We start from the raw sequence: 15,173 nt of genomic DNA, 5'->3' as shown, positions 1-15,173 counted from the left end.
CGATGACCGATATCGCCGAGAACATCACCGCGCTGCCCACCCACAGCGAGACCGACTACGCCTACCTCCTGGTCGAACGCCGTGGCCCGGTTGCCCTGATCACCCTCAACCGCCCGAAGGCCCTCAACGCCCTGTGCAACGACCTCACCGAGGAGCTGACCGCCGCCCTCGATGCCACCGAGGCCGACGACAGCATCGGTGCCGTCGTCCTGACCGGCAGCGCGAAGGCCTTCGCCGCCGGCGCCGACATCAAGGAGATGCAGCCCAAGTCGTTCACGGACGTCTACCTCGAGGACTTCATCACCGCCAGCTGGGAACGCGCCTCCACCACCCGTAAGCCGATCATCGCCGCGGTCGCCGGCTACGCCCTCGGCGGCGGAGCGGAGCTCGCGATGAGCTGCGACATGATCATCGCCGCGGACACCGCCAAGTTCGGCCAGCCGGAGATCACCATCGGCATCCTTCCCGGCGCGGGCGGAACCCAGCGCCTGACCCGCGCCGTCGGCAAGTCCAAGGCCATGGACATGGTGTTGACCGGACGCACCATCGACGCCGAGGAAGCGGAGAAGATCGGCCTCGTCGCCCGCATCGTCCCCGCCGACGACCTCATCGCCGAGGCACTCGCCATCGCGCAGAAGATCGCTGGATTCTCCCGGCCGTCGGTGCTGATGGCGAAGGAGGCCGTGAACTCCGCGTTCGAGACCCCGCTGGCAGAGGGCCTGCGCTTCGAGCGGCGCCTGTTCCACGCCGCGTTCGCCACCGACGGCCAGGCCGAGGGCATGGCCGCCTTCCTCGACAAGCGCAAGCCGTCCTTCAACCACCGCTGACAGGAGACTCGATTATGGCTGCACCCATTGCACTCCCGCGGATCATGCGGATCGGCGGCGGCGCCGTCGCCGAGATCGGCGAGGTCGTCTCGAGTCTCGGCCTCACCCGCCCGCTGGTGGTCACCGACGCCTTCCTCGTCTCCACCGGCGCCGCCGAGCAGATGATCAAGACCCTCGAATCCGCCGGTCTGTCGCCGCGCCTGTTCGACGGCACCGTCCCCGACCCGACCACCGACTCCCTCGACGCCGGCGTCGCCGCGATCACCGAGCACGACTGCGACTCGGTCATCGGGTTCGGCGGCGGCAGCCCGATGGACACCGCCAAGGCCCTCGGCATCCTCGGCCGCCAGGGCGGGCGGATGCGCGACTACAAGGCACCCCGCACCAACACCGGTCCCGCCCTGCCGGTGATCGCCGTGCCGACCACCGCCGGAAGCGGTTCGGAGGCCACCCAGTTCACGGTCATCACCGACAGTGCCTCGGATGAGAAGATGCTCTGCCCGGGCCTGGCGTTCCTGCCGATCGCCGCCGTCATCGACTACGAGCTGACCGTGTCGATGCCGCCGCGGCTGACCGCCGACACCGGCGTCGACGCCCTGACCCACGCGATCGAGGCGTATGTCAGCAGGAAGGCGAACCCGTTTGCCGACAGCCTCGCCCTGACTGCGATCGCCACGATCGGCCGGGTCCTGCGCCGCGCCTACACCGACGGCACCGACACGCAGGCCCGTGAGCAGATGATGCTCGCCGCCACCCAGGCGGGCATCGCGTTCTCCAACTCCTCCGTCGCCCTGGTGCACGGGATGAGCCGGCCGATCGGCGCGCACTTCCACGTCGCACACGGACTGTCGAACGCCATGCTCTTCCCCGCGGTCACCGCGTTCTCGGTGCGGGCCGCGCCGTCCCGGTACGCCGACTGCGCCCGCGCCCTCGGCGTCGCCACCGCCACCGATTCCGACGCCGCCGCCGCGGACAACCTCGTCGACGCGCTGGCCGAACTGTGCCGGGACGTGGCGGTGCCCACCCCCAAGGCCTACGGCATCGACAAGACCCGGTGGGACGAGTTGATCCCGCTCATGGCCGCCCAGGCCCTGGCGTCGGGTTCACCGAACAACAACCCGCTCGTCCCGACCGACGCCGAAATCCGCGACCTCTACGCCCAGATCTACGGCTGAACCACCACAGAAGGACACACATGACCGCCACCCTTCCCACCCCGGCCGGCACCGCCACCTCCGCTCGGCCGGTCGACATCGACCACTACATCGCCGGCCGCTCCGACGCCCGCCGTGCCGCCACCCGCGCCGACGTCTACAACCCCGCCACCGGTCAGGTCACCGGCACGGTCGCGATGGCCACCACCGCCGACGTCGACGCCGCCGTGGCGGCGGCCGCCGCGGCGTTCCCGGCCTGGTCGGCCACCCCCGCACACATCCGGGCCCGGGTGATGTTCCGGTTCCGCGACCTCGTCGAACAGCACGCCGACCGGCTCGCGGCGATCATCACCGCCGAGCACGGCAAGGTGCACTCCGACGCCCTGGGGGAGGTGACCCGCGGCCTCGAGGTCGTCGAATTCGCCTGCGGCATCCCGCAACAACTCAAGGGCGAGTTCTCCGAGAACGTCGGCCGGGCCGTCGACGGCGTCACCTTCCGCCAGCCCCTCGGCGTCGTCGCCGGGATCTCGCCGTTCAACTTCCCCGCCATGGTCCCGATGTGGATGTTCCCCGTCGCCCTCGCCTGTGGGAACACGTTCGTGATGAAGCCGTCCGAGAAGGACCCCACCCTCAGCGTCGAACTCGCCAAGCTGCTGACCGAGGCCGGCCTGCCGGACGGGGTGTTCAACGTCGTGCACGGTGACAAGATCGCCGTCGACGCCCTGCTCACCCACCAGCAGGTCGAGGCGATCAGCTTCGTCGGGTCCACCCCGATCGCCGAATACATCCACAGCACCGCCGCCGCGCAGGGCAAACGGGTCCAGGCCCTGGGCGGGGCGAAGAACCACATGGTGATCATGCCCGACGCCGACCTCGACCAGGCCGTCTCCGCCCTGATGGGCGCCGCCTACGGCTCCGCCGGGGAACGCTGCATGGCCATCTCGGTGGCCGTGCCGGTCGGGGAGGACACCGCGACCGCGCTGCGCGAGCGGCTGATCGCCGCCCTCGCCGACCTGAAGGTCGGGCCCGGCACCGACCCCGAGGTGGAGATGGGTCCGCTGGTGACCGGGGTGCACCGCGACAAGGTCGCCTCCTACATCGACGTCGGGGTGCAGGAAGGCGCGGAACTGGTCGTCGACGGCCGGGAAAGCATTCCGGCGACCGCGGGGGACGGGTTCTTCCTCGGCGGCACCCTGTTCGACCACGTCACCCCGTCGATGCGGATCTACCTCGAGGAGATCTTCGGACCGGTGTTGTCGATCGTGCGCGCCCACTCCTTCGAGGAAGCCCTGCAGTTGGTCAACGACCACGAATTCGGCAACGGCACCGCCATCTTCACCGCCGACGGCAACACCGCCCGCACCTACCTCGCGCAGGTCAAGGCCGGCATGGTCGGCATCAACGTTCCGATCCCGGTGCCGATGGCGTTCCACTCCTTCGGCGGCTGGAAGCGGTCACTGTTCGGGGACCACCACATCCACGGCCCCGAAGGCGTCCGGTTCTACACCCGCAACAAGACCGCCACCACCCGCTGGCCCAACAACACCCAGGTCCGCACCGACTTCTCCATGCCCACCCATGAGTGAGGGCACTGTGATGACCGCGACCGTCCAGACGACCGACACAGTCCGCACCGAGATCCGCGGCGGCGTCGGGGTGATCACCCTCGACCGGGTCACGGCGCTCAACGCGCTGACCACCGAGATGGTCGAGGCGATCGATGCCGCCCTGGCCGAGTGGGAGGACACCGGACTGCGTGCCGTCCTGCTCGACAGTGCCAGCCCGAAGGCGTTCTGCGCCGGCGGCGACATCCGGGCCGTTCAGGAGAACAGCCTGGCCGGCGACCCGGAATCGAGTGAACGGTTCTTCTCCACCGAGTACCGGCTCAATGCCCGCATCGGCGAGTACTCGGTGCCGTTCGTCTCGCTGATCGACGGGATCTGCATGGGCGGCGGCATGGGCCTGTCCGTGCACGGGGCGTTCCGGGTGGTCAGCGGCAACGCCACACTGTCCATGCCCGAGACCGGGATCGGATTCTTCCCCGACGTCGGCGCCAGCTACTTCCTCTCGCGCCTGCCAGGGGCGCTCGGGGTCTACCTGGGTCTGACCGGGGCGCGGATGTCGGCGGCCGACGCCCTCTACACCGGACTGGCCACCCACTTCATCGACGATGCGGCCATCGCGCTGGTCCCGGCCGCCCTCGCCGACCACCCCCATCGGCCGGTCGACGAGACGCTCCGGGCCCTCGGCAGTCCCTCGCCGGTCGGGGAGAGCACGCTTGCCGAGCACCGTGGGCAGATCGACTGGTGCTTCAGCGCAGACACACTTGCCGAGATCGACGCCCGGCTCGCGGCCGCAGCCGGGGACTGGGCGGCCACGACTCGGGACGCACTGTCCCGTCTGTCGCCGCAAAGCCTGCAGCTCACCGTCGAACTGCTGGCGTGGGGTAGGCAACGGACTCTCCGGGAATGCCTCGCGGCGGAACTGCACCTCACCCGCGATGTCATCCGCACCCCGGACTTCATCGAAGGCATCCGGGCCGCTCTGGTCGACAAGGACCGCAATCCCACCTGGGGCGCATCCCGATTCGGCGGTCTGGACCCCGACGGCCTGCCCCGATGGCAGCACTGACCCAATTCTCCTCCAACAGTTTTCGACGAAGGACACGAGTGACATGTCAGATGTAGTGCTCTACGAAACCAACGGCCCGATCGCCACGATCACCCTCAACCGACCGGACAAGCTCAACGCCCTGAGCACCGAGGTCGTTCTTGAACTCGACAAGCGCGTCGCGGAGGCGGGTGCCGACGACTCGATCAAGGTCGTCCTCATCGCGGCGAACGGGCGCGCATTCTCCGCGGGATTCGATATGAACGACGAGATCGAAGACGGCACCGACACCCCGCTCGAATGGTTGCCGGTGCTGCGCCGCGACGTCGACGTCACCATGCGAGTGTGGTCCTGCCCGAAGCCGACCATCGCCGTCGTCCAGGGCTACTGCCTGGCCGGCGCCTGCGAAATCGCGATGGCCTGCGACATCATCGTCGCCGCCGAGGACGCGAAGTTCGGCGAGCCCGAGATCCAGTACGGCTCGGGCCCGGTCACCTTGCTGATGCCGTTCATCCTCGGCCAGAAGAAGACCAACGAACTGCTCTTCACCGGCGACAAGATCAACGCAGAGGAAGCGCTCTCGCTCGGTTTGATCAACAAGATCGTCCCGCTCGAGGAGCTCGAGACCGCTGCCCGTGAGCTGGCCCTGCGGATCGCACCGACCCCGCTACCGATCCTGCAGTTGACCAAGCAGGCACTCAACCGTGCCTACGAGGCCAAGGGACTGCGCACCGCGGTCAACGCCAACATCGACATCTCCGCTCTCATCAACGGCGCCAACACCCCCGAGCAGCAGGCCTTCGACCAGGTCGCCGCCGAAAAGGGATTGAAAGCTGCTCTCGCCTGGCGTGACGAGCGCTATGGCGCCGTCAAGGCCTGACAGGCGGAACATCCGGCGGGGCCGCACGAACCCAGATCTGCGGCCTCGCCGGACCACGTAGCCCGCTCACGACCTCGCGGGAGACCCGCGCATGACCACGCACTTCGGTCACACGTCCACGATCCCACTCCGGTGGAGAGATCTCGACGCACAACAACACGTCTTCCACGCCGTGCATGTCACCCTCTTCGACCAGGCCCGCGGCAACATGATCGCAGCCGCCCTGTCCGACCCGGACCCGGTGTACGTCATCACCCGCCTCGACCTGGAATACCTCCACGAACTCACGCTCGACGATTCCCCGGCCTCGGTGACCTCCACCGTCGTGAATGCCGGAACGACGAGCATCACCACCCAAGAATGCATTTTCAGTCGGCACGGGAAAGAAATCGCCTACGCGACGGCAGTTCTGGTGTGGTGGGACACGGGGACGGCATCGAAGCGCGCCCTCACCTCCACGGAACGCACGGCACTGCTAACTCCCACGGACTACTCCAGTCCTGGCGCATCGCGCACCTGACTTGTGTCGGTGCTCCGAGCGGAAGGTGACTGCACCGACGACCAATCGAACCGCTACTCGCCGGTGCTGTGTGTCGGCTGCTCGCCTGATGCGGTGGCGGCGAGATTGGTGGCGGCCCAGCTGGCGAGCAGGGTCATGGCGTCGGCGGAAGGGCTGCCGGGTTCGGCGCTGTAGAGGGTCAGGACCTGGCCGGGGTCGGCAGGTAGTGGCATTGTTTCGTAGTCGATGGTGATGTCACCCACGACGGGGTGGTGAAAGGTCTTGGTGCCGGTGTAGTGCAGGCGCACATTGTGCTTGGCCCAGCGAACACGGAATTCTTCGCTGCGGGTCGATAATTCACCGACGAGGTCGGAGATGCCCCGGTCGTAGGGGTCGCGGCCGGCGTCGGTGCGCAACAGGTCGACGGCGCCGTCGGCCATCAGGTCCCAATCGGGGTAGAACTCGCGGGCACGGGGATCGAGGAAGCAGAACCGGACGAAATTGACCGCACTGCTGGGGTCGGGGTGCAGTTGGTCCGGGTAGAGGGGCGAATAGAAGGCGTCTTCTCCGCCGGCGTGGACTTCCTGCGCACCCAGTCCTTCGTCGACACCGAACGCATCGGCGCGCTCGGCATCTGCGGCAGCGGCAGCTTCGTCATCAGCGCCGCCAAGATCGACCCCCGCATCAAGGCCATCGCCACCGTCAGCGTGTACGACATGGGCGGTGCCACCCGCAACGGGCTGGGCCACTCGGTCACCCCCGAGCACCGTCAAGCCGCCCTGGCCCAAGCCGCAGCCCAGCGAGACGTCGAATTCACCGGTGGTCCCACCGAATACACCGGCGGCACACCCGAACAGCTGACCGATCAGTCCGGCCCGATCGCGCGCGAGTTCTACGACTTCTACCGCACCGCGCGCGGGAGCAGTCCCGACACCACCACCCAGCCGACCCTGTCGAGCAACGTCAAGTTCATGAACTTCTACCCCTTCAACGACATCGGGGCCATCTCGCCTCGCCCGATGCTGTTCATCGCCGGCGAAAACGCGCACTCCCGCGAGTTCACCGAAGAGGCCTACCGCCTCGCCGGCAACCGCAAGGAACTGGTGATCGTCCCCGGCGCCGGTCACGTCGATCTCTACGACCGGACCGACTTGATCCCGTTCGACAAACTGACCGAGTTCTACACCCGGAACCTCACTTAACGAGTGCTCGTACCTCCGAGGACCCACGGAGGTGCCGGCGCTCGGTCCCGGTGCACCACGGGTGCACCGGGACCGAGTCGTAGCCGGGTGACGAGCTCTGCTCGGCTAGCCGCAATACCGTTCAGTTAGTGAACGAGGATGGCGCATTCCGGTGGGTGGGTGGGTTGTGGATGGTGTTGGTGGTGCGCGCGTTTGGCGGCCCATTTGAGGACTTTGCGTTTGACGACGCGGGGGTTTGATCGGGGTCGGCGTACCGGGTTGATACGGCGCAGGAGTTTGACGATGCCCTGATCCCACAATCGGGTGGCGGCGTGGTGGTTATGAGGGGGAAAAAGAGCTGTGGGACAGGGATCGTCGGGTTATCCGCAGGGCGGCGACGAAAGAGATCCGGTCCGGGTCGTGACCGCCGGCGGTCGCGGCGTCGCGCATCAGGGTGCGGATGGCGTAGTGGCAGCACAGGTGCCCCCAGATTTCCTGCAGGACCAGCGGTGGCGATTTCGACCGCAGCACGGCGCGCGGCCCGCGTTGGTGGGTTTTCAGTTCGTCGAAGGTGTTCTCGATCTCCCACCGTTGGGCGTAGGCGAGGGCGAGTTCTTCCGCGGGTGCGTCGGAGGGGTCGAGGATCGTGGTCAGCAGCCGGTACTGCTCGGGGTTCTCCCGCCCGTCGTCGAGGGTGTAGTCGATCACGCGCACCGTCAGTGCGCGCTGCTGCCGATTCTTCCCGGAGGTGGGGACGATCTGTGCCAGCCAGGATCCGTCGTCGAGGGTCTCGAGGTGCCGGGGTGAGAGCGTCGAGTTGACCCTCCACAGCAGGTCGGCGCCGGTGGCGGCGGCCCGGGTCCACATGTCGAATCCGTAGACGCCGCGGTCGGCGAGCAGCAGCATCCCGGGTTCGAGGGTGTCCATCAGATCGTGCGCCAGCTCCCGCTCGGAGGTGCGGCACGATCCGATCGCGGCGTCGAATACCGCGTGGGTGCCACACTCGGCGACCGCCACCAAGCGTGCCTGCGGGAACGCGGACTGCTCGCCGCGACTCGATCCGGGCCGCCCGAAATGCTCGGCGTTGGCCGGGGTGTCGGGCAGGTCGAGGCAGGTCCCGTCGAGGGCCACCAACCGGCGCCCCGCGAGCCAGGATCCGGGCGTCTCCGTGTCGGCGAGCGGTCGTGCGACGCGGCGGAACAGTTCCCGCACCGGTTCGTATCCCAGACGTGACCGGGCCTGGAAGATCGCCGATTTCGTCGGCGGCGACCAGGATTGCGACCATCCCGACGACCACGACAAACCGTCGGTGAGCTGCTCGAAGACCTCCTCGTAGGAGCCTTGCGAATTCAATGCCATCCCGATCGAGAAGTACGCCGTCACGCGAGCGGTCAACGACCGACTGCGCTGCTCCCTGCGACCGCATTCCGCGATCACCTCATCGACCAAGGACGCGGGAAACACCCTGGTCAGCAACCCCACCGACACCACATCCGACAACCGCCGATCCGAGACCGGCTTCACCCATCCACTCCGAGGCACACCTCATCGTAACGCAAACCCCACTAACTGAACGGTATTGCGGCTAGCCGAGGGGTGTTCCCGCGACGCCCCAGGATTCGCGCGGGACTTCGGTGATGGTGACCCATACCGATGACGGTGGCTTTCCGGTGGCGTCGACGTAGGCGCGGGTGATCGCTTCGATGGTGGCGCGCTTCTGTTCGGTGTCGAAACCGGGTGGCTGGGTGATCTGGATGAGCGGCATGAGTGGTCCTTCTACGCGGGGTGGGGGTCGAGTCAGCTGGTGGCGCCGGAACGCATCCAGCTGTCCGAGAGCGTGTATCCGAGGGGGAAGGGGTCGGTCGGATCGATTCCGACCTGGGACATGTCGGTGATCCATGCCTGGCCGGAGACGCTCGGCACGACGGCGTCGTAGTCACCGACGCGGGTGAGCGATTCGATGGTGCTCTCGAACCGGCTGTCGATGAGGGATTCGTGGATGAACTTCTCGCCCGGCTTGATCTGGTTGCGGGCGTGCATCACCGCGAGCCTGGCGGAGGTGCCGGTGCCGCACGGGCACCGGTCGATGCGCCCAGGGGAGACGACGACCGCGTTCTTGGCGACGAGGGTGTCGTTCTCTCGCCGCAGGGGGTTGGTGAACTCGGTGATGGTGATCCCGGCGAACTGGGGGTTCTCCGGGTGGATGGCCTTCAACTGTTCGGCGGCCGCGGTCTTGATCTTTTCGCCCACCACGCACAGGTCGCGGGCCTCGTCGGGGACGAGCTCGAATCCGAGGCCGGCGGCGTCGATGATGGCGAAGGCCATCCCACCCCACGCGACGTCGAGGGTCACGGTTCCGATGCCTTCGACCTCGACGGGTGCGTCCAAGTGATAGACGAAGGCGGGCTGGTTGACGAAGCGGACGCTGAGCACCTTGCCGTCCCGGCACTCGCAGTGCAGTTTGATCAGGCCGGCGGGTGATTCGAGGGTGAGTTCGGTGACCGGTTCCTGCATCGGGACCATCCCGGTCTCGAGGAGAACGGTTGCGACACAGATGGTGTTGCCGCCGGACATCGCAGGATATTCCTCGGATTCCATGATGACGTAGCCCATGGCGGCGTCCGGGTGTGTCGGCGGTAGTACGACGTTGACGGAGCGGATCATGGAGCCACGCGGCTCTTTGAGGAGCAGCTGCCGGATGTCGTCTCGCTTGTTCTCGAGGTAGAGCCGCTTCTGGAACATGGTGTCGCCGGGTACGTCGCCGACACCGCCCACGACGACGTTGCCGACCTCACCGCCGACATGACATCCGACGACGTTGAAAACCTTGCTGAATCGCATTGAATTTCGACTTTCTTTCTCGCCGAGCGTGCGCTCGGAGTGCGAAGTGGATGCCTGTGACGGCAGTTGTAACTCGAGTTCCCTAGTGCACTACGCCGGCGGCGGTCTCGCTGAGGCTCATGCCGTTGGTCTCGGGGGCCAGCCACTGTGACAGTCCGGCCCCGATTCCGGCGATGACGGCGGCGATCAACATGGTGACCGCGGTGCCGAGGTTCGCCATCGACCACGGCAGCAGGAACGTGCCGATGCCGGCCCCGACGCGGCTGACGGCGGCCGCGAAGCCCGTGCCGATCCCGCGGATCTCGGTCGGGAACACCTCGGCGGGATAGATCCCGGTCAGCGTGTTGTACATCGCATTGAAGAAGGAGAAGGCCAGGAACAGCGCCAACACCACCATCGGCGGCGCCCCCGCCCAGAGGCCGATGACCGCGAGCAGCGCCATGCACAGCCACTGCGGCGGCACGGTCAGCGCACGGCGGCCGAGCTTGTCGACCAACAGCACCGTGAGCACCACGGCGCCGGCGGCGACCGCGGACAGCCCGACCCCACCGGCCAGCCCTCCACTGAGCCCGTACTGGTCCAGCACGCTGTCGGCGAACGTGGCGATCGCGAAATACGGTGTGACTGCGCAGAACCAGAACCCCGCGGTGAACAACGTGGCCCGCCAGTACTGCCGGGAGAACAGCATCCCGAAACTGCCCTTGCGGGTGTCCTCGTGCTCGACATCGACCATGTCGGCGAAGCACTCCATATATTTGTGCGCGAGGGCGTGGGCCTCGTCCCGTCGGCCGACGTTCCACAGCCAGCGCGGCGACTCGGGCAGCCCGATCCGAGCGATGAGCAACACCACCGCGATGACGGTGCTCGTGCCCAGGATGACCCGCCAGCCCAGGTCGGTGTTCTCGGTCAGCAGATACCCCACCAGGTACGCGAGCATGAACCCGACATACCAGGCGATCAACGTCACGCCCATCAACCGGCCCCGCAGCCGGGCCGGAACGAACTCCGACAGCAGCGGCCAACCGACCGAGTACTCGGCACCGATCGCCACACCCATCAGCAGCCGCACCACCAACAGCTGCCAGGGCTCGTGGACGAAGAACTGCATCGCGGAGGCGATCACGAACAGCGCCATGTCGGCCGTGAACATCAGCTTGCGGCCGAACTTGTCCGAGGCCCAGCCCGCCAGCGGCGAGCCGATCAAGATGCCGAACAGCGCGCTCGCTGCGATCAGCCCCTCGGATAGTGTCGACAGGCCCAGATCGGCGGCCATCGGGCCGGTCACCGGGCCGATGATCCCGAGGACGTAGCCATCCAGGAACATCCCCCCGGTCAGCACGAGGACCAGTTTCCACAGGAAACGCCGCTTGAACGCTGCGTCGGCATGGTCTGAAACAGCGACCGTATTCTTTATTGACGACACCAGTCACTCCTCACAATCCGGAACGATGACATGGGTTTCTCCTTATTTTCTTCCGGGGTTGGGGTGTTGGGTAGGGATCTCAGCGGGACGATCTCGCCGGGATTGCGGAGCGCGACGTCGGCGTGGCGAGCAACTCCGGGATCCGGGCCGAAGGGTCTGTGTGACCTGCGCCTCACAAAGTAGGCTGTTGGGGGAGTTGTCGACAACAAGGTCTGACATTGAAACTGAAAGATGTCGTTTTGAGTTGTAACTCTCTCAACGGAAAGTGTGCGCCTGCACGCGGGAACTTGACGTGAAATTCTGCAATTCTCAGGTGGTTCAGCTCAGATCGGCGGCAATAGCACGGGCACGATGTTTACGAATTAATGACTCAGTAGCACTGCGTTGGAATAGGGTGCTTCGCCTCGGAACGTACGGGCAGGGAGTGAGGAGGAATGGGCATGGCGCTTTCCGCGGAGGACAGGGGCATGCTGGAGCGGTTGGTGGCGGCGCCGGCCACGACCCAGGCGTTGGCCTTGCGGGCCCGGATCGTGCTCGCGAGTGAAGACCAGTCGGTCGCAGAGGCGGCGCGGACCCTCGACGTCACCCGGCACACGATCATGAAGTGGCGCAGAAGGTTCGACGAACACGGAATCCACGGTCTCGGCGACCGGGCCCGACCGGGACGCCCGGTGTCCATCGGCAGCGACGCGCAGCGGGCAGTACTCGGCGTGCAGCTTCGGGAACCGGCAGACGGTGCGTGGACCACGCGCACGATCGCTGCCGAACTCGGGCTGAGTCAGACTGCGGTCAGTCGAGTCCGCCGGCTGTCGTTCACGGAGGCGCCCGATCTCATCACCCGATCGGTGCTCAACAAGTCGAGGCGGGTGGTGCTCGCTGCGGTGTTTGTGAGCGCGGCGACTCGCGTCCTGATCTTCCACGATCCGGCCTCGCCTCCCGGTGCCGCCGAAGCACGATCGCGCAGCAGCCGGACCCGCCAATGGCGGGAGGGCGTCCGTACCGTGCTGTCCGCCCGGTTCGCCTACGAGCCGCAGGTGTCCTCGGTCGAGTCTGCCGAGTCGGCGGCTGTCGGGTCGGACCTTCTCGACATGCTGGAACAAGTCGACAAGGTGGCCCCACCGGATCGACGAGTCATCATGTTGGTCGACGTGAAGCTCCCGACGCAGACCCAACGCTGGTTGTATCGGCACCCCCGGTTCAGCGTGTACGAGATAGCGCCACACCGCTGGCTGGCGCAACTGGATTCGATCACGGAAGCCCTCGACCGGCGCCAGGGCGAACAGTTGCTCACCGTGGAACACCAGGTGCGATCCTGGGCGGCGAGCGCGGAACACTCGTTCCGGTGGGTCCGGCCGCCGCGCCTCGAGGCCAAGGCGTCGGGTGCGTCCGTCCCGGCGGCCGCAGGTGGTGCCCTGCGTAGTACCCCGCCGCGGCTGGCGACTGCCGTGGTCAAGGTGCTGCGCGAGTCGATCGCGACGGGTGCGTTCGATGCCGGACAGAGGATTCTCGAAGAACCGCTCGCGGCGCGACTCGGTGTTTCCCGGGGGCCTATTCGGGACGCGCTGCAGATCCTGGCCGAGGACGGATTGGTGGCACTCGAACCGCATCGCGGTGCGTACATTCCCATCCCGACCCGCCAGGACATCTTCGACACCTATACCGCGCGTGGTCCGCTCGGGGCGTTGCTGCTGCGGCGTGTGGCTACCAAGGGCAGAACGCGGCTGGCGCCGGTCGAAGCCGCGATGGAGGACGTCGTCAGGACCGCGCGGATGGGTGACGCTCCGGCCACGGGGGATGCGGACATTCGGTGGCAGGATGCGGTAGCTCATGCCGCCGACATGCCGAGGATCGAGAAGATGTTCGTCCGCCTGTCGCTGCAGTTGCGGATGTTCGTCTCGATCTTGGGGCTGGACTACGCGTACTCCGTTGACGACATCGTCGCCGACGACACAGCCATCCTCGATGCGTTGCGGAGCCAGGACCCCGAACTGGTGACGAGCCTGTGGAGCCGCAAGATCGACAACGCGGTGTTCAACATGGTCGAGCAGTTCCGGCGTCACGAAGACGCGGGAATCCCCGACGGCAAACGAAAATAGCCGACTGCCGTCCCACGACCGCAACGTGGCGTTCGCGTCGGGGGTACGCCCACGCCACCGCCTCGGGCGGCCCGCTGCGGGAGTGAAATATCGCGTGTTGAGTCGTTAATCCGTACTGGAACCGACCGCGAGCCACCCGCCTACTCCATCACCGCGAGGTGAGATGGGCGAAAAGTCCGCCCGTTCTCGCGGGCGACGAGGATGAGCGCGCTCTGAACGCGGTGGTTCGATGGCCTATTGCCACACACTTCTGTGTAGTTATTTAAAACTCAAAACTGCATTTTCCGAACTTGAGACGTTCACCTGTTGTCGACAACTTGGTCGACCAGCATACTTTGTGAGGCGCAGGTCACAGGGATATGTGATCAGACATCGGGCGGTCACCGCACCGACAACATCCTCGAAACGCCACACACACAATCTGGAGGTTTCTTCCATGACCAGCACGAACGGTCTCGTCGAGCGGGAATTGGTACGTCTCGAATCGACCCCGGCCACGGCTCCGTACTCGGCGGCCGCGGTCCTCGGCGATCTGGTGTGGACCAGTGGAGCGCTGCCGGTCGAGGCCGACGGCACCACGTCGGAGGACTTCGCCACTCAGGTGCGCACGGCGCTGTCGAACCTGGAGACCTCGCTGCGCGCCGCCGGCGCGGACTGGTCGACGGTGCTCAAGATCAACGGCTACGTCGCCGATATCGAGAAGCTGCCCGAACTCAACAAGGTCTACACCTCGGTGGTGACCGTGCACGGCGCGCCGGCCCGCACCACGGTCGAGGTCTCCCGCTTCCGCGGCCGCACCGCGGTCGAGTTCGACGCCGTCGCTTACCGCCGATAGGGCTGAGTCGCAACATCTCTCGCCGCTCCGTCCACGAAAGGTTCACATCATGATCGACGCCACCGAGCCCGTGACATGCTCCGCGGTCACCATCGCGCCGTCGGTCGCACACCGCTCGGCTGCGCCGCCCGCTCCGAAGCCCGAGTTCCGGGTGTCTTCTTCGCTGCTGGCCGATCAGGTCTTCGAGGCTCTTCGTGGACGGATCGCGCAGGGGGAGTGGGAACCGGGCAGTCAGCTGCGGATCCGCGAGGTCGCCGAGTCGGTGGGCACCAGTGACATGCCCGTGCGAGAAGCCTTCCGGCGGCTCGAGCAGGCCGGCCTGATCGTCGTCGAACCGTATCGCGGTGCGACGGTGCGGGTCTTGAGTATCGACGAGCTCGAGCACGTGTACGACGTGCGGATCATGCTCGAACCCGAGGCCGCTCGCCAAGGTGCCGACCGCGCCGACCGTGGCGTCATCGAGAAGATGCAGCACCATTGGCTGCTGCTCCGGGACGCCGCAGAACGCGGTGACACCGTCGAAGCCGCCATCCAGGACGAGCACCTGCTCGGTGCCCTCTACGACGCCGGCGAGAACGTCGAGCTGGTCAAGGTGGTCCGCAATCTCTGGGACATCTGCCGTCCGTACAAGAACCTGTGGATCACCAACGCGCTCGAGCAGGGACTGGCCACCTGGAGTCATCTCACGGACATGCTCGATGCCGTCGAACGCCACGACAGCGCCGCCGTCTCCACCATTCTCGACCGGACCTACCGTGACGCCCGCGCCACCGTCCGGCAACTACTCGACACACAGTCAGGAAGAAACCAGTGAGGACCACCGTCGT

General features: G+C 66.6%; 14 protein-coding genes and 1 pseudogene. 10 read left to right on the top strand and 5 right to left on the bottom strand.

Annotation, left to right across the window (positions count from 1 at the left end):
* Positions 1-2 precede the first annotated feature (2 nt).
* The 6 genes from P3H15_RS33010 to P3H15_RS32985 all read left to right on the top strand — a co-directional run bounded on the left by P3H15_RS33010 (position 3) and on the right by P3H15_RS32985 (position 5,991).
* The gene (locus P3H15_RS33010) at positions 3-827 is read left to right on the top strand and encodes an enoyl-CoA hydratase (RefSeq protein ID WP_276141086.1); all 825 of its coding nucleotides are present in this window, start codon (positions 3-5) and stop codon (positions 825-827) included.
* Positions 828-841: 14 nt separating this feature from the next.
* Entirely contained in the window at positions 842-2,002 is a 1,161-nt protein-coding gene (locus P3H15_RS33005; RefSeq protein WP_276141085.1) for an iron-containing alcohol dehydrogenase, read from the top strand.
* 20 nt (positions 2,003-2,022) lie between these two features.
* Positions 2,023-3,567, top strand: a complete 1,545-nt coding sequence (locus P3H15_RS33000) for a CoA-acylating methylmalonate-semialdehyde dehydrogenase (protein WP_276141084.1) — start codon at positions 2,023-2,025, stop codon at positions 3,565-3,567.
* The gene (locus tag P3H15_RS32995) at positions 3,560-4,612 is read left to right on the top strand and encodes an enoyl-CoA hydratase/isomerase family protein (protein ID WP_276141083.1); all 1,053 of its coding nucleotides are present in this window, start codon (positions 3,560-3,562) and stop codon (positions 4,610-4,612) included. Before P3H15_RS33000 ends, P3H15_RS32995 begins: the two co-directional genes overlap by 8 nt.
* Positions 4,613-4,655: 43 nt before the next feature.
* Entirely contained in the window at positions 4,656-5,471 is an 816-nt protein-coding gene (locus tag P3H15_RS32990; RefSeq protein ID WP_276141082.1) for an enoyl-CoA hydratase/isomerase family protein, read from the top strand.
* A gap of 91 nt (positions 5,472-5,562) precedes the next feature.
* On the top strand, positions 5,563-5,991 hold the full coding sequence (locus tag P3H15_RS32985; RefSeq protein WP_276141081.1) for a thioesterase family protein: 429 nt from the start codon (positions 5,563-5,565) through the stop codon (positions 5,989-5,991).
* Between the two features lie 53 nt (positions 5,992-6,044).
* On the opposite strand, the pseudogene P3H15_RS32980 reads toward P3H15_RS32985, so the two are convergent.
* Positions 6,045-6,530 (bottom strand): annotated as a pseudogene (locus P3H15_RS32980) (transcriptional regulator); the annotation flags it as partial.
* Here P3H15_RS32980 and P3H15_RS32975 point away from each other — a divergent pair.
* Positions 6,495-7,172 carry an alpha/beta hydrolase gene (locus tag P3H15_RS32975; protein ID WP_276141139.1) on the top strand — a complete coding sequence of 226 codons (678 nt, stop codon included), beginning with the start codon at positions 6,495-6,497 and terminating at the stop codon, positions 7,170-7,172. The pseudogene P3H15_RS32980 and the gene P3H15_RS32975 overlap by 36 nt on opposite strands.
* A 318-nt stretch (positions 7,173-7,490) precedes the next feature.
* Here P3H15_RS32975 and P3H15_RS32970 read toward each other — a convergent pair whose 3' ends face one another.
* The 4 genes from P3H15_RS32970 to P3H15_RS32955 all read right to left on the bottom strand — a co-directional run bounded on the left by P3H15_RS32970 (position 7,491) and on the right by P3H15_RS32955 (position 11,415).
* On the bottom strand, positions 7,491-8,693 hold the full coding sequence (locus tag P3H15_RS32970) for an IS4 family transposase (RefSeq protein WP_276141080.1): 1,203 nt from the start codon (positions 8,691-8,693) through the stop codon (positions 7,491-7,493).
* A gap of 43 nt (positions 8,694-8,736) precedes the next feature.
* The gene (locus tag P3H15_RS32965; RefSeq protein WP_276141079.1) at positions 8,737-8,916 is read right to left on the bottom strand and encodes a 4-oxalocrotonate tautomerase family protein; all 180 of its coding nucleotides are present in this window, start codon (positions 8,914-8,916) and stop codon (positions 8,737-8,739) included.
* A 32-nt stretch (positions 8,917-8,948) separates the two neighbouring features.
* Positions 8,949-9,992 (bottom strand): proline racemase family protein, encoded by a 1,044-nt coding sequence (locus P3H15_RS32960; protein ID WP_276141078.1) that lies wholly within the window; start codon positions 9,990-9,992, stop codon positions 8,949-8,951.
* A gap of 82 nt (positions 9,993-10,074) precedes the next feature.
* Entirely contained in the window at positions 10,075-11,415 is a 1,341-nt protein-coding gene (locus P3H15_RS32955; protein WP_276141077.1) for an MFS transporter, read from the bottom strand.
* A gap of 440 nt (positions 11,416-11,855) precedes the next feature.
* On the opposite strand from P3H15_RS32955, the gene P3H15_RS32950 reads away from it, so the two are divergent.
* The 3 genes from P3H15_RS32950 to P3H15_RS32940 all read left to right on the top strand — a co-directional run bounded on the left by P3H15_RS32950 (position 11,856) and on the right by P3H15_RS32940 (position 15,160).
* Positions 11,856-13,511 (top strand): helix-turn-helix domain-containing protein, encoded by a 1,656-nt coding sequence (locus P3H15_RS32950; protein WP_276141076.1) that lies wholly within the window; start codon positions 11,856-11,858, stop codon positions 13,509-13,511.
* A 436-nt stretch (positions 13,512-13,947) separates the two neighbouring features.
* Positions 13,948-14,346: a RidA family protein gene (locus tag P3H15_RS32945; RefSeq protein WP_276141075.1), complete on the top strand. Its 399-nt coding sequence runs from the start codon at positions 13,948-13,950 to the stop codon at positions 14,344-14,346.
* Between the two features lie 49 nt (positions 14,347-14,395).
* Positions 14,396-15,160, top strand: coding sequence for a GntR family transcriptional regulator (locus P3H15_RS32940; RefSeq protein WP_276141074.1), 765 nt, complete (start codon positions 14,396-14,398; stop codon positions 15,158-15,160).
* The last annotated feature ends 13 nt before the right edge of the window (positions 15,161-15,173 follow it).

Source organism: Rhodococcus sp. T2V (assembly GCF_029269925.1).
In the GTDB taxonomy this organism is placed as follows: domain Bacteria; phylum Actinomycetota; class Actinomycetes; order Mycobacteriales; family Mycobacteriaceae; genus Rhodococcus_F; species Rhodococcus_F koreensis.
The sequence above is the reverse complement of the archived record's forward strand: the minus strand, read 5'-3'. Positions and strand labels throughout refer to the sequence as shown.